This window comes from Micromonospora cremea, assembly GCF_900143515.1.
In the GTDB taxonomy this organism is placed as follows: Bacteria; Actinomycetota; Actinomycetes; order Mycobacteriales; family Micromonosporaceae; genus Micromonospora; species Micromonospora cremea.
Window position 1 is genome coordinate 2,195,671 of the sequence record NZ_FSQT01000001.1, and the last position, 22,986, is coordinate 2,218,656.

Here is a 22,986-nt window from a genome sequence, read left to right on the forward strand (position 1 = left end):
GCAACACGACCGACAGCCGCCCACCGGTCGTGTGCGGGTCCTCGCGATGCAGGTCAGAGGTCGTATCCTGGCGACCATGCGGTTCGGGGTGCTGGGCCCGTTGACGGTGTGGACCACGCACGGCACGGTGGTCGCCGTCCCCGGGCTGAAGATCCGGGCCCTGCTCGCCGCGTTGCTGCTGCACGAGGGGCAGCCGGTGCCAGCGGATCGACTCATCGACTACCTGTGGGGCGACGCCCCGCCGGGAAACGCAGCCGGCGCGCTGTCCGCCAAGGTGTCGCAGCTGCGTCGGGTGCTCGCGGACGCCGAGCCCGGCAGCCGGGAGCTGGTGCGATCACCGCCGCCCGGCTACCGGATCCTGATCGATCGCGACGAGGTGGACGCCGGCCGCTTCCACCAGCTCGTGTCGCAGGCTCGCGGCGAACAGGACGTCCGCAAAAGGGTCACGCTGTTCTCGGCGGCACTGGAGCTGTGGCGTGGGCCGGCCTTCGCCGACTTCCACGACGAGCGGTTCACCCAGGTCGCGGCGGCCGGCCTCGAGGAGCAACGACTCGCCGCCATGGAGGACTGCCTCGAAGCCCGACTGGCCCTGGGCGAGCACGCGGTCGCCGCTGGCGACCTCGGCGACCTGCTGGCCCGACAACCCCTGCGTGAACGCGCCCGCGCGCTGCACATGCTCGCCCTGTATCGGGCCGGGCGGCAGTCCGAGGCGTTGAGCAGCTACGACGAGCTGCGCGTTCTTCTCCGTGAGGAGCTGGGGCTGGATCCGGGCCCGGAGCTTGCCGCGTTGCACCGGGCCGTCCTCGCCCACGATCCGCAGCTGGCCGCACCGCCCGTTCCGGCCGGGTCGGTCACCCTGGCGGCCGCGCCGCCCGCAGTGGCGCGGATGAACCTGCCGGTCGCGCTGACCGAACTGGTCGGCCGCGAGGACGCGGTCGACGAAGTGACGACGGCCCTGGAGCACAACCGGCTGGTCACCCTCACCGGCATCGGCGGGGTCGGCAAGACCCGGCTCGCCGTGGAGGTCGCCCGGACGCGGGCGTCCACTCACCCGGACGGCACGTCGCTGGTCGAGCTGGCGGGTCTCGACCGGTCCGATGGGCCGCAGACGGTGGACGCGCTGGCCGACCTGGTGCTGGCCGTGCTCGACGTGCGGGATGCCGCCGACCACGGCACGGCGGTCACGCCGGTCGACCGGCTCACCCGAGTGCTGGCCGATCGACGGCTCCTGCTCGTTCTGGACAACTGCGAGCACCTGGTGGAACCGGTCGCGGAGCTGACCGCCGCGCTGCTGCGGGCCGCGCCCGGGCTGCACGTGCTGGCGACCAGCCGGGAACCCCTCGGCCTCGCCGGCGAGGTGGTCTGGGCCGTCCCGCCGTTGCCGGTGTCGGATCCCGCCAGCGGGACGGACCTGGCCACCCTGGAGCGGTCCGCCGCGGTCCGGCTCTTCGTCGCCCGGGCGGCCGCGGCGGAGCGTGGCTTCGTGCTCGGTGCGGAGAACGCGCTGGCCGTCGCCACCGTGTGTCGTCGGCTGGACGGGATTCCGCTGGCGCTGGAACTGGCCGCAACCCAGGTCCGCGGGCTGGGCGTGACCGGACTGGTCGCCGGGCTCGACGACAGGTTCCGGTTGCTGGGTGCCCGGCACCGGGGCGTACCACCTCGGCAGCGGACGCTGCTGGCGATGCTCGACTGGAGTTGGCAGTTGCTCTCCGAGCCGGAACGGGTGGTGTTGCGGCGGCTGGCCGCGTACGCCGACGGCGGTCGGATCGAGGCGGTGCGGGCGCTCTGCGCACCCGACGCCGTGCCCGCCGCGAGCGTCGCGGACCTGCTGGCCCGTCTCGTCGACCGGTCGTTGGTGGTCGTCGCGCCGCGCGACGGCACGCCGCACTATCGGCTGCTGGAATCCGTCGCCGCCTTCGGCCTGACCCAGATGCACGCTGCGGGCGAGCTGCACCAGATCCGCGAGCGGGCCTACCGCTACCACGCCGATCTGGCCGTGCAGGCCCACGAGCAGCTGCGGGGCCCGGGCCAACGCCGGTGGCTGCTGCGACTCGACGCCGAGTCCGCCAACCTGCGCGCGGCGCTGGACGCGGCGGTGCGGCGGCACGATGGCGAGCTCGCGCTGCGCCTGGCCAACGCGCTGACGTGGTACTGGTTCCTGCGGGGCCGGTTCGCCGAGGCCCGGCGGTGGCTCGGCGCCGCCCTGACCTGTCCAGCGGCCGGCGCCACCGCCGCCCGGGCCCGAGCTACCGCCTGGCACCTGGGCTTCGCTCTCCTCTCGGGCGACATCGCGGACTGGCCGGCGCGCCACCGAGCGGCCATTCAGCGGTACGAGGAGATCGACGACCCGCACGGCCGTGCGCGGGCCGAGTGGTTCCTCGCCTATTCGGAGATCGACCTCGGAGAGGTGACCGCCACCGGCGCCCTGCTCGACCGGGTCCTGGCCGACCTCCGCCTGCTGGGCGACGAATGGGGGACGGCCGCCACCTTGAGCCTGCGGGCCAAGCACGCCCACACCCGGGGAGATGCGGTGGCAGTAGCGCGCGACGGGGCAGAGAGCGCGGCGCTGTTCCGTCGACTCGGTGACCGGTGGGGGCTGCTGCAGGCCACGGAGTGGCTCGGCGCCCAGGCGGGCATGTCCGGTGACTACGGGCGGGCGAGCCAGCTGTACCAGGAAGGTCTGCGCATAGCGGAGGACCTCCGGCTCTGGTTCGAGGTGTCCGGGCAGCTCTGCTGGCTCGGCTGGGTGGCGCTACAGCAGGGTGACTATCCTGCGGCGCGACAGCTCTGCGGACGTGGGCTGCGGCTGGCCACCGAGCAGGGCTCTCCGCTCGGCATCGTGTTCGCGGAGCTGTGTCTCGCCGCCGCGGCGCGGCGGGCCGGCAGCCTCGAAACCGCGGAAGCCCATCTGCGGAATCTGCTGAACGCCGCCGAGCGGCAGCAGGACGGGCCAGGGCAGCCGCTGTACCTGACCGGGGTTCTGGTCGAGCTGGGATACGTGGCCGAGCTGCGCGGCGACCCGACGGCGGCGCTGGACTGGCACCTGCGGGCCGCCGCTGCCGCCCGGGAACTCGGTGCCGACCAGGACCTGGCGCAGGTCCTGGTCGGCCTGGCTGCCGCTGGTGGCGACCGCCCGCAGGACGCCGCCCGGCTGCTCGGTGCGGCTGCGTCGGCTCGTGAGGCGGCCGCGATGCCGCTGACTCCGGCCGACCAGCCGGACGTCGACCGGGCGACCGACATGGCCAGGGCCAAGCTGGGTGACGATGATTTCGCCACGGCCTACGAGCAGGGGCGGCGCCTGTCGCCCGAGGAGGTCCGTCGCCTCGTGCACCGGTCGGGGCCGGCGGTTCTGCGCGGCTAGGCGTTCGCGGTGCCGATGTGCGCCGGTCAGTGGGCCTTCATGACCTCGACAAGCTGGTCCAGCGCGGCGCCCCAGCCCTCGTGGAAGCCCATCTCCTGGTGCGACTTCTTCGCCGACGCGTCGGCGTGGATCGCGATGGCGGTGTACTTCGTGCCGTCGCCGTCCGGCTCGATCCTGACCACTGCGGTGAACGGGAAGCCGTCCTCGGAGACCTGCGGGCGGAAACCGGCGCCCAGGGCGGAGGTGAAGACCAGCGTCCTGCCCTCCTCGGCCACCAGGATGCAGCCGCTGCTCGGGTACTCCTCGCCCTCGGGCGAGCGCATGGTGGTGTCGAACCTGCCCCCGGGCTGCAGGTCGATCTCGCAGGCTGTCGTCGACCAGGGCTTCGGCGCGAACCATTGCTTGATCAGCTCGGGAGTCGTCCAGGCACGCCAGACCAGCTCGGGCGCCACGTCGACGGTGCGCTCCAGGACGAGGTCAAGCTCGGGGTTGGCGGTGTAGGTGGTCATCGCTGTTGCTCCTTCAGGTCGTAGAGAAGCGAATCGAGTTGGTCGAGGCGCCGGGTCCACCGCGTGCGCTGGACGGCGAGCCAGGTGTCGACGCGTTCGAGCGGCTGGGTCGCGAGCCGGTAGGTGCGCACCCTGCCCTTCTTTTCCGACGTCACCAGCCCGGAGCGCTCGAGAACGGTCAGGTGCTGGGTGAACGACGGCAGCGCCATGTCGAACGGGCGAGCCAGGTCGCTCGTGGTGGCCGGCCCCTGACCGAGCCGCTCGACGACCTGGCGGCGGGTGGGGTCGGACAGCGCGTGGAACACGCCGTCCAGAGCGGCGTCGGCCGAGCCGCTTTCCTCTCCCGCACGCTTAGGCATGTGCCTAACTATTCCGGCGCACGTCACTTAGGTCAAGCCCCAACCGATGGCAGATGCGAAAGTCGGTACGCCCCGACCCTTCAGGGTCGGACGGCCCGTTGCCGCCGTCCGCTGCGCCCCGGCGCGGCAGCGTCGACTCTTTACCCACTGCGCCCGACGTGGCACGCTTCGTGTGTCCTGTGAGTACTCGCGCGCGTCGGAGCGGTGCGGACGGAAGGACGACCGGGGAGCCGATGGCGAACATGTGGCGACGCAGGACCGCTTATCCCCTGCTTCTCTGGCTCGCGCTGGCCGCCATCATTGCGGGTGCGTGGATACGGTTCGGCAGTTCCGACCTCACCACCGTGCTGACGATCGTGTCCACCCTGGTCGCACTGCTGCCGGTGATGAAGGTCGGCCCGCTGAGCTGGTTGGCGCCGGGTCGGCAGAGCACCCAGCAGCAGATTGACGACGCCGTGCAGGTGCTGGTCGTCGAGGTGCGCAACCAGTGGGACGAGGAGGCGCGCCGGCGGCAGCTTCAGGAGGCGCGCCAGATGCCGGTCCGCTGGCAGGTGGTGGACCGGCCGAACGACCGGCTGCGGTTCCCGCCGGCCGGGCAGCTACCTCGATTGATCGACGAGTTCGTCGGGCAGCCCCGCCCGCTGGTCGTCATCGGCGAACCCGGCTCGGGCAAGACGGGTCTGTGCGTCATCCTCACGCTGGATCTGCTGAGGGAGGCCTCCGGACGACTGCCGGTGCCGTTGCAGATCGCGTCCTGGGATCCGGACGAGAACCTCGACGACTGGCTGGTCCGCCGGCTGCTGGAGGACTACCCGTTCCTGGGCAACGAGGCGCGGTTCGGCGCCACCGCCTGCCGGGAGATCGTCACCCAGCGCCTGGTGCTGCCGATCCTCGACGGGCTGGACGAGATGCCTGCCGAGCTGCGGCCCGTCGCGTTGCGCGCGCTCGATGACGACTGGTCAGCCGACCGGCCTTTCGTGTTGACCTGCCGTACGGAGGAGTTCCAGGCGGCCAACGCGCAGAACCTCCTCGTCGGCGTGCTCGTCGTCCGCCTGCGGCCGCTAGAGCCGCAGGCAGCGGCGACCTTCCTGCTCGACGCCGCCGCGGACACCCGCCTCGAGGAGTGGGAGCCGGTCCTGGCGGACCTCGTCGAACACTCGTCGGACGAGCTGGCGCAGACGCTGACCAACCCGCTGATGCTCGCGCTCGCCCGCACCGTCTACGAGGCCGAGGAGGTGTCACCCCGGGAGCTGCTCGACCGGCGTCGGTTTCCCCGACAGCGCGATGTCGAGGAATACCTCCTCGACCGGTTCATCCCCAGCGCGTTCCGCACCCGCCCACACCGGGGAGTGCCCAGTCCGACCCGGGTCTCCCGTCGGTGGGATCCGGTCGTCGCGCAGCGGGCGCTGGCGTTCCTGGCCGCACATCTGCAGTCCCTGGGGACCCACGACCTCGCCTGGTGGCAGCTGTCCAGCGCGGTGCCCCGGGCGGTCCATCAGGCCGTGCGGGTGACGGTGGGCCCCCTGAGTTGCGGCCTGCTGGGCTGGGTGATCTTCGGGCTGTTCGGTCGGCCCCACCTCGGTGTGACCTTCGGCCTGCTGGTCGGCTTCTTCGCCGTTCTGTCGCTGGGCAGGCTGCGAGCCAGGAGGCCACGCCGGTTCGTACCCCGGCTCCTTCGTCGAGCGGAGCTGGCGCCGGCGTTCCTGGTGCGCGACCTCGGTTTCGGCATCATCGGCGCTCTGGTCGGCGGGCTCATCGTCGGTCTGCTGTTCAGCGTCGGGTACGGCGTGCTGATCGGCCTGTTCTACGGGCTCGTCTTCGGGCTGGTGCGCCGGTTCACGGAGCCGACCGAGCCGAAGGAACCGGCCAGTCCCAGCAACGTGTTGCGCAGTGATCGCAGCACGGTGCTGTACGGGACCGCGTTGGGCGGGGCAGCCGGTGCACTGGTCGGCGGGTTCCTGGGTGGCGTCGTCGGCGCCGAGCAGTACGGGCTCATCTTCCAGCTGAGCCCACTGCTGGAGGGGCTGCTCGGCGCGTCGGTCGGGCTGCTGCTCGGGGCGGCCGGCCTCGGGTTGATGGTGTACACCACCAGCGCCTGGTCCCAGCTCGTGGTGGCGCGGCTGTGGCTGGCGTACCGAGGGTGGATCCCGCTGCGGCTCATGGCGTTCCTGCAGGACGCGCACAAACTCGGCGTGCTTCGCCAGGTGGGACCGCTCTACCAGTTCCGGCACGCGCTGCTCCAGGAGCGGCTGGCGCAGCCCGAACCCACGTCAAGGGGCGCACCGGAAGCGCAGACGGCGATCCACGGGTGACCGGCGAGGTCGACTACGCCGCCCGCGCGGTGGTGAGTCGCACCGGCCCGACGAGCGACCAGTGCGCGGCGCGGCCCGGCCATTGGCCGCCCGCCCCACCGCTGTCGGCGACAGTCACGTAGCGGGCCTGCGGGAACCGGATGCGTGCACGTGCGATGGGCGCGTCCACGGGATGCACCTGGAGATCCCGCAAGCCCCTCCGTACGCTGTCGCTGCTCCGACCGGAGCTGTTGGCGGCCCAGTAGCCGAACTCGATCCGCGCCTGGGTCGAGACGTCGGCCCCGGGGTCGGCCTGCCGGTCCAGCAGCCAACCGACGTCGGCCGCGTCGGTGAGGTCGAGGGTGCGGACGGCGGACCCGGTCCCGTCCAACGTCACCCGTACCCGCACCGCGACCACCTCGAAGGGATGCCGGCGCAGCAGGCGTGACTGGTCGTCCAGCCATCGCCACTCGAACGCGCACTGTCGCCGCTCGACGACCACGAGGGCGACGACGCGTGCGATCGCGTACGCGACCAGCGCGGCGGCGGCACACGTCGCCAGAACGTGGGCGACGACCAGACGATCGACGATCACGGCCAGCACGGCGGCCACCAGCCAAGCCAGAGTGACGTTGCGGGCTCGCTGGAAGGACGACCGGCCGGGACCGACGGCGAGCCGGCGCAACAGCCGGGCGGGGCCGCCCAGCGGTGCCAACGGTATCGGCACCTCCGGCCGGACAGTGCCCGACTCGACCAGCACCACCTCTGTCGTCCGCACCGCCTGCCGCCTCTCCCCCGGCGCCGTGCCCGCACCGTCGCTGCCGTGCCGCGACCTGGTCATGGCGGTAAGCCCGGCCTGTCGGCCCCGAGCGCGCGGGCGACCGCCGAGCATTCGCGCCTCCGCGCTCACTCTACCGCCGGCCCCGGCGCGGCCACCGAATGTGAAGCCAGCAAGCTGGCATGATGCGCACAATCAGCCTGACTCGCGTACCGGCGCGGTGCCCGCCGCGGGATGGATGTTCCCCGCCGGCCGGAGCAGCAACCGGTGCGGTCGGCGGTCGTCCGGATCGGATCCCGTCATCCCCGCCGCGGACCGCCGCCGCGACGGGGTAGCGGGCGGGCGGCGGCGCCGATCAGCCTGATGTTGGAGCAGGGCGCCAGCCAGCATCATGAACAACATGCCGAACAGCCGGTCACTGCTGCACCGCGGGTACTGCCGGTCGAACTCCCGGCGGAGACACCTGATCCGCCGGGCGGTCTCGGCCAGAGTGACCGTACCGAGAGTCACCTCGGTGACAACTCCGGTGGCCCGGTCCAGGGACACGTCGTGGTAGTCGTCCAGCACCTGGAGGACGTCGCCGAGCTCCAGGAGCAACCGCTCGTCGTCCGGCGCCAGCGCCGGCCGGAGCAGCCCGAACAGGGCGGTCGTGCCGAGCCCGCCCTTACCGCGGGTGATCCGGCGCAGATCCGGCCCGGAGACGTCGGAACCCCGCTGCTGCCGCGACTGGATCTGAAATCTGTGCATCCGCCGCACGGCCGCGTACACCGGCTCGGACTCCTCTCGCCGCAGCGCGATCTCGATGGCGCGGTACAGCGCCAACAGCAGCGACTCCGCGTCCGACCGCGGCCGGAAAGGTCCGCCGTCGAACAGGACCGTCAGCCGCTCATCCAGCCGAGGGCTGCGGAAATTGTCGAACAGGTCGTCGTACACGCGGGTGAACGAACCGCCCAGCACGGCACGGTCGGCCTGGAACGCGATGCCGATGGCCTGTGCGTACCCGGACATGGCGAGGCACACCTTGACGCTGGTGCTGAGCAGGACTCGTGAGACCTCCCGTCGTCGGCGGGTTCCCTCGATGCTCCGATCCACGATCGGCCCCACCGTCCGGTCGAAGACGCCGATGACCTGGTCGACCTCGCGGCGCACGTACCGGTACACGCTCGGCCACCCGACGGCCAGTGGAGCGAGCCGCAGGACCGCGACGGTCTCAGCGGACACGGCCGGCGCACTCGGCCGGACCCGACCCGCGTCCCGTGACTCGCTGACGACGCTGGCGCATGCCTCGACAGTATCGAAACGTATCACCGCGAGTATCCGACCGGTGACGTCCGTATCGGCAGGGGTGCCGCCACGCGCTCGCCGGAGGCTGGAGCCCCGCCGTAGCGTGGGGCGCATGCGAACCACCACGCTCGGCAGTGCAGGTCCCGAAGTCGGCGTCATCGGCCTCGGGTGCATGGGCATGAGCCACGGATACGACATCACCGGCCCCCGCGACGACGACACGTCGATCTCCGTCATCCATGAGGCGCTCGACCTGGGGGCCACTCTGATCGACACGTCGGACGTGTACGGGCCGTACACCAACGAGGAGCTGGTCGGCCGGGCACTGGCCGGTGGCCACCGGGACCGGGCCGTCCTGGCGACCAAGGTGGGTCTGGTCGTCACCTCCCCCACCGGCGGCCCCGGCAACTCGCCGACCATCGGCAACAACGGGCGCCCCGAGCACATCCGCACGGCGATCGACGACAGCCTGCGCCGACTCGGCACCGACCACGTCGACCTCTACCAGCTGCACCGGGTCGACCCCGACGTGCCCATCGAGGAGTCCTGGGGTGCGATGGCGGAGATCGTGGCGGCGGGCAAGGCGCGGCAGCTCGGCCTGTCCGAGGTGACGGTGGCCCAGATCGAGCGGGCCCAGGCCGTGCACCCGGTGGCGTCGGTGCAGTCCGAGCTGTCACTGTGGACCCGCGACCCGTTGACCGAGGTGCTGCCGTACTGCGTCGAGCAGGGCATCGCCTTCCTGCCGTTCTCCCCGCTGGGCCGGGGCTTCCTCGCCGGCCGGTTCACCTCGTTCGACGATCTCCCCGCCGACGACTTCCGGCGTGGCCTGCCGCGCTTCCAGCAGGAGGCGCTGCGCGCCAACCTCGCCATCGTCGGCCGGGTCCGCGAGATCGCCGACCGGGCCGGCGTCAGCCCCGCACAGGTCGCACTGGCCTGGGTGGTCGCCCAGGGCCGCTACGTCATCCCCATCCCCGGCACCAAGACTCCCCGGTACCTGGTGGACAACTGCGCGGCGGGCGGCGTGCGGCTCAGCGACGAGGACCTGGCCGACCTCGACGCCCTGCCCGCGCCCGAGGGTGGCCGCTACTGACCCTCGACGCGCCATGCGATCGGCCCGGCGGGACCGGCACCAGCGGGTCAGCCGGGCCGGCGCACGGTGACCGGCGGGCCGAACTGCACCCCGACACCGGGGGAATACAGCACGCTGACCGGCGGCCCGGTCGGCGCCGGCAGCCCGGCGGCGGCCACCAGCTCGTCGTCCAGGTGCAGCAGCTCGGCGCGGTGCAGCGGCCAGCGCGGGTGCCAGTTCGGCAGGTGCAGGGTGCGCCCGTACGCCCGGGTGTGCAGCCCCCAGCGGGCCGTGACGAAATGCTCCAGGGGGGTCGGGTCGGCGATCCGCTCCCCCACCCGGACCACCATCCGGCTCGTCGCGCCGGTCGGGCCGGGCCAACGGCGCCGGCACCGGTAGGTGAGCCGGTCACCGTCGCGGTCCAGGCGCATCGACGACCACAGGTACGGCAGCCGCAGCGTCACCCGGGCGACCAGCACCGGCACCAGCCGGGACGCGTCGAGCGAGCGGAACACCACCGCCCGGCGGCCGGTGCCGTCGACGGAGTAGAGCCGGACGTTGGTCTCCCAGAAGGTGCCGAAGTACGGCACCCCCGGCCCACGGCCGAGGCCCAGCCCGACCATCCGGAAGCCGATCAGGCCGACGTGGCTGACCCCGTCGAGGGTGTCCGGGCGGGTCCCGGCCGGCAGCAGCGGCGCGACGAGCTCCGGTGCGACAGGCCAGTGCAGGAAGGTGAGATCCTGCCAGCGCTGCCGCAGCATCGCCCAGGGGAACACCCGATGGGGCGCGGAGTCGACCGGCTCGATGTCCACACCCTCATCCTGCCCCGGCTCAGGCGTGTGGACCGACATCCACCGCGCCGATGGTCAGCGACGCTGTTCCTTCCAGGATCTGACCGACCCGCTCGACCTGCTCCTCCAACGCCCGCCGTCGACGGGCGCCGAGCGTCCGCAGCGGCTCGACCGTCACGTGGATCGTGCGACCGGAGCGACGCTGGTGCCACACCCCTCCGACCGTTCCGTCGACCAGCAGCACCGGGTAGTTGCCGGCCTGCCCGCGCGCCAGCGCCCGGTCGGCGGCCGCCCCGGGGAAGAGCAGCTCGCGCGGGTGGCAGCCGACCGTGTACGCGTCGAAGTAGGGCAGCAACCGCAATCCCGCCGGCCGGTCGTCCGGGAAGTCGGCGTCGCCGGCCGCCACCCACGCCCGCGAGCCCTCCACCGTGACGGGTGCCAGGTCCAGCGACTCGAACAGCTTCGCCGCCCAGCTCGCGGGTGCCGACAGCCACCGGGCGAACTGGGCCGGGGTGGCCGGCCCGTACGCGTACAGGTAGCGCCGGACGAGTTCGGCCAGCGCGGCCCGACCGTCCATCGGCGCGAACCCGGGCAGCCACCGGGCCGGGCTGGTGTAGGTGATGGAGCGGCCCCGATTCGGGCCGAAGCAGATCACCCCGCCCCGGGTGGCGGCCGCCATCGCGGAGATCCACCTCGGCCACTTGTCCTGGAACGCCTCCATGACCCGGTCGCCGGCCCAGGGCCCGGTGCGGGCGACGACCTGCTCGGTCAACTCGGCGGTGGTCAGCTCGGCCTCGGCCAGCGCGTCCGCGATGGCCGCGAGGACCTGCTCGGTCTGCTCGGGGGTCAGCAGGCTCTGCTCGTGCGACGCGACCGGCAGCGCGGAGAGCGCGCCGGTCCACATCGGCAGGTCGGTGGCGGCGAGCAGGTGCACGGTGCCGCGCGGCCCACGGCTCTTGACCAGGGTGCGGTCCGTCCACAGGGCCTGGCGGACCACGGTACGGGTGGCGCGCGGGACCCGCAGGCCGACGGACAGCTCCGCGGCGGAGGCCACCTGGGCGTGCGCGCCGCACATCGTGGACACCACGGCGGCGACCGCGTCGGCCTCCGGCGCCGGCCCTGTAGCGGACGCCGGCACCGAGAGCGCGTGCCGCTCCAGGCGCCGGGCGCACACCTGCGCCCAGCTCAGGCGGGTCACCGCAGGCTCCCGAAGAAGGCGCGGATGTCCGCCGCGTGCGCCAGCGGCTCATCCATCGCCACGAAGTGGCTACCCGGGTTGCCTTCGGGCCAGTGGACGATGGTGTTGTGCCGATCGGCGAGGCGCCGCATCAGCGCGGACCCGCCTCCGTACACGCCGGACGGCACCCGCCGCTGCCCCTTCGGCCAGGCGAAACCGCCGTCGTCAGCCATCGTGAGGCGCTCGTACATCGGCCACGAGGACGACCCGGACGTGCCGGTGAACCAGTAGAGGCTCACGTTGGTGAGCAGGTGGTCCCGGTCGATGGCCTGCTCCGGCGTCGGGACCGTCATGGTGAACTCCTTGAACTTCTGCATCATCCAGGCCAGCAGCCCGACCGGCGAGTCGTTCCAGGCGTACGAGAGGGTCATCGGCGCGGCCCGCAGCAGCGCGTGATGGTCCACGCCGCCGCTCGTCCACTGCTGCATCTGCTCCCACTCGGCGCGTTCCGCCTCGGTCATGCCGGGCACGTCGGCCGCGGTCGGGAAGCCGAACCCGCCGTCGATGTGCACGCCGACCACCTGCTCGGGCGCCACGGTCGCCACCTCCGGCGCGATGTACGCACCGAGGTCGCCGCCCTGGGTGCCGTACCGGTGGTAGCCGAGGCGGTGCATCAGCTCGGCCCACATCCGGGCGACCCGGCCGACCGTGAACCCGGCCGGTGGCGCCTGCGAGAAACCGTAGCCGGGCACCGACGGCACCACCACGTGGAACGCCTGCCCGGGGTCCCCGCCGTGGGCGCGTGGATCGGTCAGCGGGCCGATCAGCTCGGTGAACTCGACCACCGAGTTCGGCCAGCCGTGCGTCAGCAGCAACGGCAACGCGTCCGGCTCCGGCGAGCGCACGTGCAGCAGGTGCACGTCCAGCCCGTCGATCCGGGTGACGAACTGGGGGAACTCGTTCAGCCGTGCCTCGTGCCGCCGCCAGTCGTAACCGGTCGCCCAGTGGTCGACCAGGTCACGCAGGTAGTCCACCGGCACCCCGCGGCTCCACTCGGCGCCGGGCAACGAACGGGGCCACCGGGTCCGGGAGAGCCGGTCGCGCAGGTCGTCGAGGTCCGATCGCGGGATGTCGATCCGGAATGGCGTCATACCGGCCACGCTACGACCGATATAGGTCAGGTTCTGTCACACATAGCTGGCATTCTGGAGCCATGTCCGACACCCCCGCCCGGCTGCTGAATCTGCTGTCGCTGCTGCAGACACCCCGTGAGTGGCCCGGCAGCGAGCTGGCCGCCCGGCTCGGCGTCAGTCTGCGCACCGTCCGCCGCGATGTGGAGCGGCTGCGCGAGCTGGGTTATCCGGTGCGGGCGACGATGGGCGCGATCGGCGGCTATCGCCTCGTCGCCGGCAAGGCGATGCCGCCGCTGCTGCTGGACGACGAGGAGGCGGTCGCGATCGCGGTCGGTCTGCGTACCGCCGCTGGTCATGCGGTGGCCGGGATCGAGGAGGCCTCGGTACGGGCGCTGGCGAAGCTGGAGCAGGTGCTGCCGTCCCGGCTGCGCCACCGGGTCGGCGCGCTGGGCGCGGCCACCGAACCGCTGCTCACCTGGGGCCGGCCGACGGTAGACCCCGAGCAGCTGACCGCGCTGGCCGCCGCCGTCACCAACCGCGAGCAGCTGCGGTTCGCCTACCGGCGGCGCGACGGCGCGGCCGGCGAGCGGCTGGTCGAGCCGTACAAGCTGGTGTCTGCGGGCCGCCGCTGGTATCTGGTGGGCTACGACAACGACCGGGGCGACTGGCGGATCTTCCGGGTGGACCGGATCAACGGGCTGCGATCCACCCGGGCCCGTGTCGCACCTCGTCCCCTGCCGGCCCCTGACGCCGCGGCGTTCGTGACGGAGAAGCTGCTCGAACTGACGCCGGTCTACCGGGCGGTGGTGACCCTGCACGCACCGGTCGAGCGGATGACCGGCCCGCTCGGTGGCGCCTCGGTCGACCTGGAGCCGATCGACGCCAACTCCTGCCGGTTGCGCAGTCACGCCGACACCCTGGACTGGCTGGCGTGGCGCCTGCTGACCCTCGGCTGCGACATCGAGGTGCACGAGCCGCCGGAGCTGATCGCGTACCTCCGGGAGATTGGCGCCCGGGCCACCCGGGCTGCCGGCGCGCCATCCGGGTAGGCCAGCCCGGGCGGTGGAACAGCCGTCCGCCGTAGGCTCGTACGGCCGGCGGCACCGGCTGAAACAAGCCGAAACGCCATAGAGCGGGGGAAATTGGGCGTGGCGCACGGTGACGCGGAGCTGGTCCCGCTCGCGCAGGCGGGCGAGGCGGCAGCGCTCGGTGTGCTGCTGGCCCGGCACGAGGCCGAGATGCGGGCGGTCGCGCTGAGCTTGCTCGGCTACGGTCCGGACGCCGAGGACGCGGTGCAGGACGCGATGGTGGTGGCGTTGCGCCGCATCGGCGAGCTTCGCGACCCGGCCGCGATCGGCCCGTGGCTGCGGGCCATCGTCCGCAACAACAGTCGGATGACGCTGCGTGGGCCCCGGCCCGTCCCGGTCGCCGACCCCGAGTGGTTCGCCCAGCCGGCCACCAATCCCACCCCGGAGGAGGCGCTGGAGCGGGGCGCGCTGCGCGACTGGGTGTGGCACGCCATCGGGGAGTTGTCCGAGCCCGACCGGATGGTGACCCTGCTGCGGTACTTCAGCGAAGCCTCCTCGTACGAGCAGATCGCGGCCGTCTGCGGCGTGCCGGTCGGCACCGTCCGCAGCCGGCTCAGCCACGCCCGCCGCACGCTCGCCGGCGGCCTGCGGGCGTCGGCGACCGCGGCGCACGTCGACGTCACCGCGGCCAGCGACGCCCGGTGGCGCGAGGGCCGCGACATGATCGCGACGGCGATGCGCGGCGACTTCGACCGGGTGCTGCGCGAGAGCTGGTGGCCGGACGCGGAGATGCTCGCGCCGGGTGGCCTGCGCGGCGGCACCGACCTGGCGGTCCAGGGCATGACGAAGGATCTGACCGACGGGGTACGGCAGCGGCTGCGCAACGTGGTGGCCAGCGGTGATGTGCTGATCTGGGAGACCGATCTGATCAGCCCGCCCGACGACCCGGAGCACTGCCCACCCGGGGCGCTGTGGATGCAGCTGCTGCGCGGCGGGCGGGTGCGCCAACTCACCCTCTTCCACCCCACCCCGGCACGGGCGATCCGCCAGCCGGCGCCCGTCTGAAAAGAACTTCTCCCACCGGCCGAACTTTCCGAACGACCCGCGCATCTGGTCCCCGTCAGTCACCAGTTGCCGTGTCGGCGCACGCCGCACGGGTCATGGATCGGGAGATAGTTGATGGGTTCCACCAGCCACGACGTCGGCGTCCTCGCACCGGCTGCCCACGAGGTCACCGTGGGTGGCGTTCGGCAGGTCTACCACGTCGCCGGCACCGGCCCGTTGTGCGTGGCGCACTCCGGCGGCCCCGGCATCGAATGGGCCTACCTGCGGATGCCGAGCCTCGAAGAGCACTTCACCATGGTGTACGTCGAGCCGGTCGGCACCGGCGCCTCCGGGCGACTCGACAACGCCGACGACTACCGTCTCGACACGTACGTCCGGTTCCTCGACGCCGTCGTCGAGCACCTCGGTGCGCCCCGGGTGTACCTCCTCGGGCACTCGCACGGCGGTTTCGTCGTCCAGCGGTACGCGCTCGCGCACCCCGACCGGGTCGCCGGTCTCGCCCTGTACGACACCTCGCCGGTCACCGGCGCCGAGTTCTGGGCCGAGGCGATGGCCGGTCTCACCGCGTACCCGCTGCGGCACCCCGAGCGACCGGAGGCGGCGGCGATCCCGGCCGCCTTCCAGCAGGCGGTCACCGCCACCGACGACGAGGCGCTGAGCGCCGGCCTGCGGGCGGCCCTGCCGGTCTACTTCGCGGACTTCTGGACCCGGCAGGCCGAGTTCGCCCCGTTCCAGGCCGCCGTGCGTGCCTGGTCCGCTCCGGCGGGCGCGCAGGACCCGACGCCGTTCGACGTGCGGGACAACCTCGGTGAGATCGCCGTGCCGGCCGTGGTGATCGTGGGGGCGCACGACTTCATCTGCGGCCCCCGCTGGGCCGAGCAGCTGCACGCGGGCCTCAAGGACTCGCGTCTGGTGGTGCTGGAGCGCAGCGGGCACTTCGGGCACATCGAGCAGCCGGCGGAGTTCAGCGCCGCCGTGGCGGAGCTGCTCCAGCGCTGATCCACTCCGCGCTGCTCCAGCCGCTGATCCACTCCGCGCGCCGCACCCCGAGGGCCTGCCCCGTCACACCGGGTGACCCTCGGGGGCGCGGCCCCGGCGGCCGGTCATAGGCTGGCCCCGTCGCTGCACGTTGACGAAGGGAGACCGCCGTGAGCCAGACGGAGCGGATCGATTCCGCCGAGGAGTGGAACGTGGCCGAGGACGACGGGGTGCTGGACGCCTCCGACACCCTGGACGACGACCGAGTCGGCGACCCCCTCGACACCGGCATCATCGCCGGGGACCACTGGACGGCGGCGAACCGGTTCGGCACCACGCCCGCCGAGGAGCGGGCGGGCGAGTCCTTGGAGCAGCTCCTCGCCCAGGAGGAACCGGACACCGACCCGTACGCCGAGGGCGGCGACGACGAGGACGAGCTGACCCGGCGAGGGTACGAGCGCGAGGCACGCGCGGGCCGCCTGGTCGCCGACGACGAGGGTCTCGGCGAGGACGAGGAGGCCGAGTCGGTGGCGTGGGACGTCGGGATCGATGGAGGCGCCGCCAGCGCCGAGGAGGCTGCGATCCACCTGGTCGAGGACCCGAACGGGCCCGGGGACGGGCCACTTCGCTGAACGCCGCGCCGCCGCGCTCGGCGCCACGAGGGGCGTCGAGCGCGGCGGGCGGGCCGCTCAGTGGATGACGACGGGCGCCTTGGCCAGCTCGGCCTGGTCGTCGAGCGGCTGGGCCGGCTGGCGCCGGCGCGGCAGCAGGGCGGCCGGGACGAAGGTGAGCAGCACCAGCGCGAACGCGACCCAGAACGTGGTGGCGAACGACGTGGCGGCGAAGTCGAGCCCGCGCTCGATGATCGACGGGTCCACCGGCATCTGCTGGAGCAGCTCCGGCTGCTGCTGGGAGGCGATGGCCAGCCCGGCCTCGGTGACCGGCTTGCCGCTCGGGTCCGTCACGCCGGGGATCGGCCGGGATCCGTTCAGCTCGTTGGTGAGGATCACCGACATGACCGCGGCGCCGATCGAGCCGCCGATCTGCTGGAGGATGTTGACCAGCGTCGAGCCGCGAGCCACGTCGTGGGCCTGCAGCGTCCGCAGCGCTGACGTCATGATCGGCATCATCGTGCCGCCCATGCCCAGACCCATCACGAACAGCGAGCCGCCGAGCAGCCAGTACGAGGTCTGCGGGTCGACCTGGGTGAAGCTGAAGAACCCGGCGACGATGAGCGCCAGCGCGAACGGGACGGTGCGACCGATCGGCACCCGGTCGGCCAGCATGCCGGCGATCGGCATGGTCATCATCGCGCCGATGCCCTGCGGAGCCATCAGCAGACCTGCGGTCAACGTCGACTCGCCGCGCACCTGGAGGAAGTAGCTCGGGAACAGCAGCCCGGCGCCCATGAACGCGATGATGAACACGAACAGCGTCACCGAGGCGATGGTCAGGTTGCGGTTGGTGAACAGCCGCAGGTCGAGGAGCGGGTGCCGGGGCTTGAAGGAGTAGAGCACGAACGCCACCACCAGCGCCGCGCCGGCCAGCATGGGGCCCCACACCTTGGCATCGGCGAAGGTGCCCGCCTCGGGCAGCGACGAGACGCCGTAGAGGAACAGCGCGAGCCCCGGGGAGAGCATCAGCATGCCGACGAAGTCGAACGACTCCGACGGCTCGGGTGCGTCCTTCGGCAGCGCCAGCTGCGCGTAGATCAGCGCGATCACGCCGATCGGCAGGTTGATCAGGAAGATCCAGTGCCAGCTCGCGGTGTCGATCAGCCAGCCACCGAGGATCGGGCCGCCGATCGGCCCGAGCAGCATCGGGATGCCGAGGACGGCCATCAACCGGCCGATCCGGTGCGGCCCGGCGGCCCGGGTCATGATGGTCATGCCCAGCGGCATCAGCATGCCGCCGCCGAGACCCTGCAGGACGCGGTAGCCGATCAGCTCGCCGATCGTGTCGGCGGTGGCACAGAGCCCCGACCCGATGGTGAACAGGGCCAACGCCACCATGTAGAGGCGTTTGGTGCCGAACCGGTCCGCCGCCCACCCGCTGAGCGGAATCACCGTGGCCAGCGCGAGGGTGTAGGCGGTCATCGTCCAGGCGACGCGGGCGTACGACGCGTCGAACTCGCTCTGGAACGTCGGGATGGCGACGCTGACCACCGTCACGTCGAGGATCGACATGATCGCGCCGAGGACGACGACGCCCGCCACCTTGAGCACCGCGGCGTCGAGTTTGTCCGATGTCGCGACAGATTGCTGGGTCACTAACTCTCCTGTGGTCGGTTGAGCCGGCGAATGGTGGGCGCTGCCGGCGATGCCGCGCCTACCAGGCGCGGGACGCGACGTACCGAGGCGACGACGCGCGCAGGCAGACTATCCGCCAGTTGTGACGGTTCGCCGCCGGATTTCGTGACCGTGATGGCAGCGGATCCGAACGGTCATCCGATTACGGCCAGTCGTCGGGGTGTCGATCAGCCGGTGGTCCGGCCGAGCCGCCGGTCGACAGAGTTGGCCTGCGGCTGCGGCCGGCAGGACGGGTCCGGCGTGGAGACGCGTGGGCGGTCCGTGCCCGCGGTCGTACTCCATTCGCGTCCTTTGCTCTGCTCAACCCGGCGCAACACAGAGGTGCCCGCGGTGTTGTGCCGGTGTAAGCAGAGCAAAGGACGTGAAGCGAGGGCCAAAGCCCCACGCCGAAATCGGCAAACCGGGAGAGCCGCCACCCGGGAGCCGCGAGCCGCAGGCTCAGTTCAGCCAGCCGCCTGAGGAGGTGGACGCGCCGACGGGCGGGAGGTGGGCCTTCAGGTGGTGACCACCGGGACGGCCGCGGTCAGCGCCCAGTCGTGCCCGATGTCGGCGGCCGCGCGCAGCAGCAGCGGCAGGTGGTCGTCGAGCAGCGTCTCCAACGACGTCTCCGCGGCGTGCACGGTGACGTTGATCGCGGCGATGACCCGGCCGTCGCCGTCGCGGACGCCGGTGGCGACGGAGCGGATCCCCGGGGCCAGGTCCTGGTCGGCGAGCGCCCAACCCTTCGCACGCACCTCGCGCAACACGGCGTCCAGCTCGCCGGGCGAGGGCTGCCAGCGGGGCGTGATCCCGGAGCGGCTCGGCTCGGCGAGCACGGCGGCCAGCGCCTCCGGCGGCAGCCCCGCGAGCAGCACCTTGCCCATCGACGTCGCGGGGGCCGGGAAGCGGGTGCCGATGGTCACGGCGAGCGTGACGATCTTCGGTACGGCGACCCGGGCGACGTAGACGATGTCGCTGCCGTCGAGCTGCGCCATCGAGGTCGACTCGTTGGTCTGCGCGACGAGCTTCTCCATGTGCGGGCGGGCCACGTCCCACATGTTCAGCGCGTTGACGTACGCCATCCCCAGTTCCAGCACACGCGGCGTGAGGGTGTGGCCACGGCCGACCGCGCGGACGTAGCCCAGCGACTCGAGTGTGATGAGGATGCGCCGGACCGTGGGCCGGGCCAGGCCGGTGGCGGCGGCGATCTCACTGAGCGTCATCGACGGGCAGGCGGGGCGGAAGGAGCGCAGGACGTCGAGACCACGGGCGAGAGCCTCGATGAAGTCGGGCCCGGCGCCCCTTCCGCTGTCACTCATGTCCTAATGCTTCCATTGCGCCGAGCCGGCGTCCCACTCGGTGTACTGGTAGGGGTTCTCCAGGATCGCGGTCTCGGGGACGTCCGGGTTCATGCCCCGCTGCCACGCCTCCTCCCCCATGGTTTCGCGGAGGTGGTCGATCGTGGCAGCCACCTTGACCCGGGCGGCGGTGAGGTCGACATCGACCAGGCGGCCGTCCCGCTTGACGATCCGGCCGCCCACCAGCACGGTGTGCACGTCTCCGCGCTGGGCCTGGAAGACGACGTGACCGTGCGGGTTGAGGATCGGGAACATCACCGGCGAGGCGTCGTTCTTGATCAGGACGATGTCGGCCTGCCGGCCCGGGGTGATGGCGCCGATCGTGGAGTCCATGCCGAGGGCGCGGGCGCCGCCCCGGGTGGCCCACTCGACGACCTGCTCGGCGCGCAGATGACAGTGGGTGATGGTGTCCTGCTTGGCGTGCGCCTCCAGGTGCTCCCGGGAGCGGTCGGCGCCGAGCGTGGTCCGCATCGCCGAGAAGAGATCGCCGCTCCACCAGACGCTGGTGTCGATGGAGAGCGACACCGGGATGTCGTGGTGGCGCAGCTGCCAGGTGGGCGGGTAGCCCTGCCCGGCGCTCTGCTCGCTCTCCGTCGAGACGGAGACCGACCCGCCGGTGGCGGCGATCCGGTTGTACGAGTCATGGGTGAGCGTCGCCGCGTGCACGTAGACGGTCGAGGGGGTCATGAAGCCGTGCTCGTGCATCAGCCGGATGCCGTCGTCGTTGGTGGCGCCCCACACGCCGGCGTGGGTGGTCACCGCGGCGCCCAACTCCCGGGCGACCTCGAAGGCGGCCCGCTCCGGGAAGGCGGGATCGCCGGTGACGTCGAACGCCATCTGGAAGCCGGCCAGCTTGCCGCCGTCGACGCGGCGGCGGTGGAAGTCACGGAACTCCGGCGAGGTGGCCCACTCCCACGGGCCCTGCTGGATGTTGCCGTAGGCGAGCACGAACCGTCCGTCGACCGCCTCGAGGGCGTCGACGGCCGCATCGGCGTGGTCGGGCGTCTGGAGGCCGTGCGACCAGTCGACGGTGGTGGTGACGCCCGCGTCGACCGCCTCGATCGCGGCGAGCAGGTTGCCGGCGTACACGTCTTCGGGCCGGAACAGCTTGCCGGATTCCAGGTAGTACCAGACGAAGTACTGCGTCAGGGTCCAGTCGGCGCCGTACCCCCGCATGGCGGTCTGCCACATGTGCCGGTGGGTGTCGACCATTCCCGGCATGAGGATGCCGCCGGCGGCGTCGATCTCCAGGGCGTCGTCGGGGGCGGTGAGGCCGACGCCGACCTCCGCGATCCGGTCGCCGATGACCAGCACGTCGGCGCCGGGCAGCACCGTGTGTGCGTCGTCCATGGTGAGAACCAGGCCGTTGCGGAAGATCACCGGCCGGGAGGTTGCGCTCATCGCCACCCATTCCTTTCCGGGTACGAGGGGTTCGGACCACTGTCCGCTGTGCGGTCACCCGAGTGGCGCCAGTGTGGTCCCGGTCACGAATCGTGTCAAGGACGCGTTTCGGCACAAGGAAGTGCCCGTTGACAGGTCCCGACCGGTGTCGCAAGCTGTTTCGGCGGACAGATGTCCGCAGGACGGGCGGAAACATGGTGCAGCAATCGACGGGGCCACTGGCCGGCCTGCTCGTCGCGGACTTCTCCCGGATCCTCGCCGGGCCGTACGCCACGATGCTCCTGGCGGACCTGGGCGCCCAGGTGATCAAGGTGGAGAGCCCCGGTGGCGACGACACCCGCACCTGGATGCCACCCATCCGCGACGGCGTCTCGACGTACTACCTCGGCATCAACCGCAACAAGCGGTCGGTCGCCCTCGACCTGAAGAAGCCGGACGACCTGGCGGCCGCGCAGGAACTCGCCCGGCGCGCCGACGTGATGATCGAGAACTTCCGGCCCGGCGGTCTCGCCCGCTTCGGCCTGGACTACGACACCGTCACCGCCGGCAACGAGAAGGTCGTGTACGCGAGCATCAGCGGTTTCGGCACCGGCGCCGGAGCGGACTTTCCCGGCTACGACCTGATGGTGCAGGCGATCTCGGGCCTGATGAGCCTCACCGGTGACCTGGACGGCCCGCCGTACCGCGCCGGCATCTCCGTGTTCGACGTGATGGCCGGGCTGCACGCGAGCATCGGCATCCTCGCCGCGCTGCACCACCGGGGCGCGACCGGAAAGGGGCAGCACGTCGAGGTCAACCTGCTCAGCTCGGCGCTGTCCGGCCTGGTCAACCACTCCAGCGGCTACGTCGCCGGTGGCACCGTTCCGTTCCGGATGGGCAACGCCCACCCGAGCCTCTTCCCGTACGAGCCGCTGCCCACGGCGGACGGCGAGCTGATCGTCATCGCCGGCAACGACGGGCAGTTCCGCAAGCTCTGCCAGGTGCTCGACCTGCCCGACCTGCCCGACGACCCGCGCTTCGGGCGCAACCAGGATCGCACCGCCAACCGCGAGCAGCTGCGGCCTCTGCTCGTCGAACGACTCGCCAAGCGGACCAAGGACGAGTGGTTCCGCGACCTGCTCGCCGCGGGCGTGCCGTGCGCACCGATCAACACCATCGACGGCGGTGTGGCGCTCGCCCAGGAGCTGGGGCTCGACCCGGTGGTCACCGTCGGCGACGTGCCGGGGGTCCGCAACCCCATCACCTTCTCCGATACCCCCGCCCGGTACGAGCTGCCGCCGCCCGGGCTCGACGAACACGGCGAGGAGATCCGCGCGTGGCTGAAGAGCTGAGCTTCCCGACCGGGATCGGCACGTCCGACCCGACCACCATCTCGCTGCTCGGGCAGGACCTGGCCGCCGACCTGATGGGCAAGGTCGGCTTCGGCGAGCTGGCGTACTGGCTGGTCGCCGGCCGCCGCCCCACCCCGGGCGAGGTACGGGTCTTCGAGGCGGTGCTGGTGGCGCTCGCCGACCACGGCTTCACCCCGACGGCGATCGCCGCGCGACTCACCTACCTGTCCGCACCCGAGTCGCTGCAGGGCGCGCTCGCCGCCGGCCTGCTCGGTGGCGGCTCCCGCTTCCTCGGCGTCACCGAGGACTGTGGACGCTTCCTCGCCGAGACACTCGCGCAGGCCGGCGAGGTCACCGACTACGAGGCCGTGGCGCTCGACGCCGTCACCCGGGCGAGGCAGGAACGCCGGCTGGTCCCCGGGCTCGGGCACCCCGTGCACAAGGAACAGGACCCGCGCACCCCCGTCCTGATCCGGATCGCCACCGAGGAGGGTCTGCACGGCCCGCACCTGCGACTGTTCGAGGCCATCGGACGCGTACACCCGCAGGTGCTCGGCCGGACCCTGCCGCTCAACGGCGCCGGGGTCTGCGGCGCGGCGCTCGCCGACCTCGGGCTCCCCGTCGAGATGCTGCGCGGTTTCGCCCTGCTGGCCCGCGCGGCCGGGCTGCTCGGGCACCTCGCCGAGGAGCGGCGTCGACCGCTCGGCATGGACATCTACCGCACCGTCGACCGCAACGCCGTCTACGAACCCTGATCCCCCCTTCTTCAGCCCCCGAGAGGAGTG

At 72.1% G+C, this 22,986-nt stretch carries 19 protein-coding genes; 9 read left to right on the top strand and 10 right to left on the bottom strand.

The genetic code is table 11. From position 1 onward, the window contains the following. Positions 1-76: 76 nt before the first annotated feature. Positions 77-3,361, top strand: a complete 3,285-nt coding sequence (locus BUS84_RS10140) for an AfsR/SARP family transcriptional regulator (protein ID WP_074312446.1) — start codon at positions 77-79, stop codon at positions 3,359-3,361. A gap of 26 nt (positions 3,362-3,387) precedes the next feature. Here the strand turns inward: BUS84_RS10140 and BUS84_RS10145 are convergent, their stop codons facing one another. Then, entirely contained in the window at positions 3,388-3,870 is a 483-nt protein-coding gene (locus BUS84_RS10145; protein WP_074310796.1) for an SRPBCC family protein, read from the bottom strand. Further along, the gene (locus BUS84_RS10150; protein ID WP_074310798.1) at positions 3,867-4,229 is read right to left on the bottom strand and encodes an ArsR/SmtB family transcription factor; all 363 of its coding nucleotides are present in this window, start codon (positions 4,227-4,229) and stop codon (positions 3,867-3,869) included. Before BUS84_RS10150 ends, BUS84_RS10145 begins: the two co-directional genes overlap by 4 nt. A 233-nt stretch (positions 4,230-4,462) precedes the next feature. Between BUS84_RS10150 and BUS84_RS10155 the strand changes: the two genes are divergently transcribed. Further along, complete coding sequence (locus tag BUS84_RS10155; RefSeq protein ID WP_074310800.1) at positions 4,463-6,541, top strand: NACHT domain-containing protein; 2,079 nt, start codon at positions 4,463-4,465, stop codon at positions 6,539-6,541. A gap of 13 nt (positions 6,542-6,554) precedes the next feature. Here the strand turns inward: BUS84_RS10155 and BUS84_RS10160 are convergent, their stop codons facing one another. Both BUS84_RS10160 and BUS84_RS10165 read right to left on the bottom strand, forming a co-directional pair. Then, positions 6,555-7,298 (bottom strand): hypothetical protein, encoded by a 744-nt coding sequence (locus tag BUS84_RS10160; protein WP_143728314.1) that lies wholly within the window; start codon positions 7,296-7,298, stop codon positions 6,555-6,557. A gap of 195 nt (positions 7,299-7,493) precedes the next feature. Continuing rightward, positions 7,494-8,519: a class 1 isoprenoid biosynthesis enzyme gene (locus BUS84_RS10165; RefSeq protein WP_074310804.1), complete on the bottom strand. Its 1,026-nt coding sequence runs from the start codon at positions 8,517-8,519 to the stop codon at positions 7,494-7,496. A gap of 175 nt (positions 8,520-8,694) precedes the next feature. On the opposite strand from BUS84_RS10165, the gene BUS84_RS10170 reads away from it, so the two are divergent. Continuing rightward, entirely contained in the window at positions 8,695-9,672 is a 978-nt protein-coding gene (locus BUS84_RS10170) for an aldo/keto reductase (protein WP_074310806.1), read from the top strand. A gap of 47 nt (positions 9,673-9,719) precedes the next feature. Here BUS84_RS10170 and BUS84_RS10175 read toward each other — a convergent pair whose 3' ends face one another. From BUS84_RS10175 to BUS84_RS10185, 3 genes are read right to left on the bottom strand one after another with little or no spacing between them, the layout of a single operon-like run. Continuing rightward, positions 9,720-10,463, bottom strand: coding sequence for a YqjF family protein (locus BUS84_RS10175; protein WP_074310808.1), 744 nt, complete (start codon positions 10,461-10,463; stop codon positions 9,720-9,722). Between the two features lie 19 nt (positions 10,464-10,482). Continuing rightward, positions 10,483-11,640 carry a winged helix DNA-binding domain-containing protein gene (locus BUS84_RS10180; RefSeq protein ID WP_074310810.1) on the bottom strand — a complete coding sequence of 386 codons (1,158 nt, stop codon included), beginning with the start codon at positions 11,638-11,640 and terminating at the stop codon, positions 10,483-10,485. Continuing rightward, positions 11,637-12,770, bottom strand: coding sequence for an epoxide hydrolase family protein (locus tag BUS84_RS10185; protein WP_074310812.1), 1,134 nt, complete (start codon positions 12,768-12,770; stop codon positions 11,637-11,639). Before BUS84_RS10185 ends, BUS84_RS10180 begins: the two co-directional genes overlap by 4 nt. Before the next feature lie 62 nt (positions 12,771-12,832). Between BUS84_RS10185 and BUS84_RS10190 the strand changes: the two genes are divergently transcribed. The 4 genes from BUS84_RS10190 to BUS84_RS10205 all read left to right on the top strand — a co-directional run bounded on the left by BUS84_RS10190 (position 12,833) and on the right by BUS84_RS10205 (position 16,455). Further along, positions 12,833-13,801, top strand: a complete 969-nt coding sequence (locus tag BUS84_RS10190; RefSeq protein WP_074310814.1) for a helix-turn-helix transcriptional regulator — start codon at positions 12,833-12,835, stop codon at positions 13,799-13,801. Between the two features lie 99 nt (positions 13,802-13,900). After that, positions 13,901-14,845: an RNA polymerase sigma factor gene (locus tag BUS84_RS10195; RefSeq protein ID WP_084757313.1), complete on the top strand. Its 945-nt coding sequence runs from the start codon at positions 13,901-13,903 to the stop codon at positions 14,843-14,845. 114 nt (positions 14,846-14,959) lie between these two features. Continuing rightward, complete coding sequence (locus BUS84_RS10200) at positions 14,960-15,844, top strand: alpha/beta fold hydrolase (RefSeq protein WP_074310818.1); 885 nt, start codon at positions 14,960-14,962, stop codon at positions 15,842-15,844. Between the two features lie 149 nt (positions 15,845-15,993). Beyond that, on the top strand, positions 15,994-16,455 hold the full coding sequence (locus BUS84_RS10205; RefSeq protein ID WP_074310820.1) for a DUF5709 domain-containing protein: 462 nt from the start codon (positions 15,994-15,996) through the stop codon (positions 16,453-16,455). Between the two features lie 57 nt (positions 16,456-16,512). On the opposite strand, the gene BUS84_RS10210 is transcribed toward BUS84_RS10205, so the two are convergent. The 3 genes from BUS84_RS10210 to BUS84_RS10220 form a co-directional block, all read right to left on the bottom strand. Then, entirely contained in the window at positions 16,513-18,093 is a 1,581-nt protein-coding gene (locus BUS84_RS10210) for a DHA2 family efflux MFS transporter permease subunit (RefSeq protein ID WP_074310822.1), read from the bottom strand. A gap of 533 nt (positions 18,094-18,626) precedes the next feature. Next, positions 18,627-19,430: an IclR family transcriptional regulator domain-containing protein gene (locus BUS84_RS10215; protein WP_074310824.1), complete on the bottom strand. Its 804-nt coding sequence runs from the start codon at positions 19,428-19,430 to the stop codon at positions 18,627-18,629. Between the two features lie 3 nt (positions 19,431-19,433). Further along, positions 19,434-20,870: an amidohydrolase family protein gene (locus BUS84_RS10220; RefSeq protein ID WP_074310826.1), complete on the bottom strand. Its 1,437-nt coding sequence runs from the start codon at positions 20,868-20,870 to the stop codon at positions 19,434-19,436. Positions 20,871-21,064: 194 nt separating this feature from the next. Between BUS84_RS10220 and BUS84_RS10225 the strand changes: the two genes are divergently transcribed. Further along, positions 21,065-22,201 carry a CaiB/BaiF CoA transferase family protein gene (locus BUS84_RS10225; RefSeq protein ID WP_074310828.1) on the top strand — a complete coding sequence of 379 codons (1,137 nt, stop codon included), beginning with the start codon at positions 21,065-21,067 and terminating at the stop codon, positions 22,199-22,201. After that, positions 22,186-22,956, top strand: coding sequence for a citryl-CoA lyase (locus tag BUS84_RS10230; protein WP_074312448.1), 771 nt, complete (start codon positions 22,186-22,188; stop codon positions 22,954-22,956). The genes BUS84_RS10225 and BUS84_RS10230 overlap by 16 nt, the downstream gene beginning before the upstream one ends. Positions 22,957-22,986: the final 30 nt, after the last annotated feature.

What these genes read in the sequence shown, in the direction of transcription:
- BUS84_RS10140 (WP_074312446.1), top strand. Translation starts at nt 77, where the DNA reads ATGCGGTTCGGGGTGCTGGGCCCGTTGACGGTGTGGACCACGCACGGC.
- BUS84_RS10145 (WP_074310796.1), bottom strand. Translation starts at nt 3,870, where the DNA reads ATGACCACCTACACCGCCAACCCCGAGCTTGACCTCGTCCTGGAGCGC.
- BUS84_RS10150 (WP_074310798.1), bottom strand. Translation starts at nt 4,229, where the DNA reads ATGCCTAAGCGTGCGGGAGAGGAAAGCGGCTCGGCCGACGCCGCTCTG.
- BUS84_RS10155 (WP_074310800.1), top strand. Translation starts at nt 4,463, where the DNA reads ATGGCGAACATGTGGCGACGCAGGACCGCTTATCCCCTGCTTCTCTGG.
- BUS84_RS10170 (WP_074310806.1), top strand. Translation starts at nt 8,695, where the DNA reads ATGCGAACCACCACGCTCGGCAGTGCAGGTCCCGAAGTCGGCGTCATC.
- BUS84_RS10185 (WP_074310812.1), bottom strand. Translation starts at nt 12,770, where the DNA reads ATGACGCCATTCCGGATCGACATCCCGCGATCGGACCTCGACGACCTG.
- BUS84_RS10190 (WP_074310814.1), top strand. Translation starts at nt 12,833, where the DNA reads ATGTCCGACACCCCCGCCCGGCTGCTGAATCTGCTGTCGCTGCTGCAG.
- BUS84_RS10200 (WP_074310818.1), top strand. Translation starts at nt 14,960, where the DNA reads ATGGGTTCCACCAGCCACGACGTCGGCGTCCTCGCACCGGCTGCCCAC.
- BUS84_RS10215 (WP_074310824.1), bottom strand. Translation starts at nt 19,430, where the DNA reads ATGAGTGACAGCGGAAGGGGCGCCGGGCCCGACTTCATCGAGGCTCTC.
- BUS84_RS10220 (WP_074310826.1), bottom strand. Translation starts at nt 20,870, where the DNA reads ATGAGCGCAACCTCCCGGCCGGTGATCTTCCGCAACGGCCTGGTTCTC.
- BUS84_RS10225 (WP_074310828.1), top strand. Translation starts at nt 21,065, where the DNA reads ATGGTGCAGCAATCGACGGGGCCACTGGCCGGCCTGCTCGTCGCGGAC.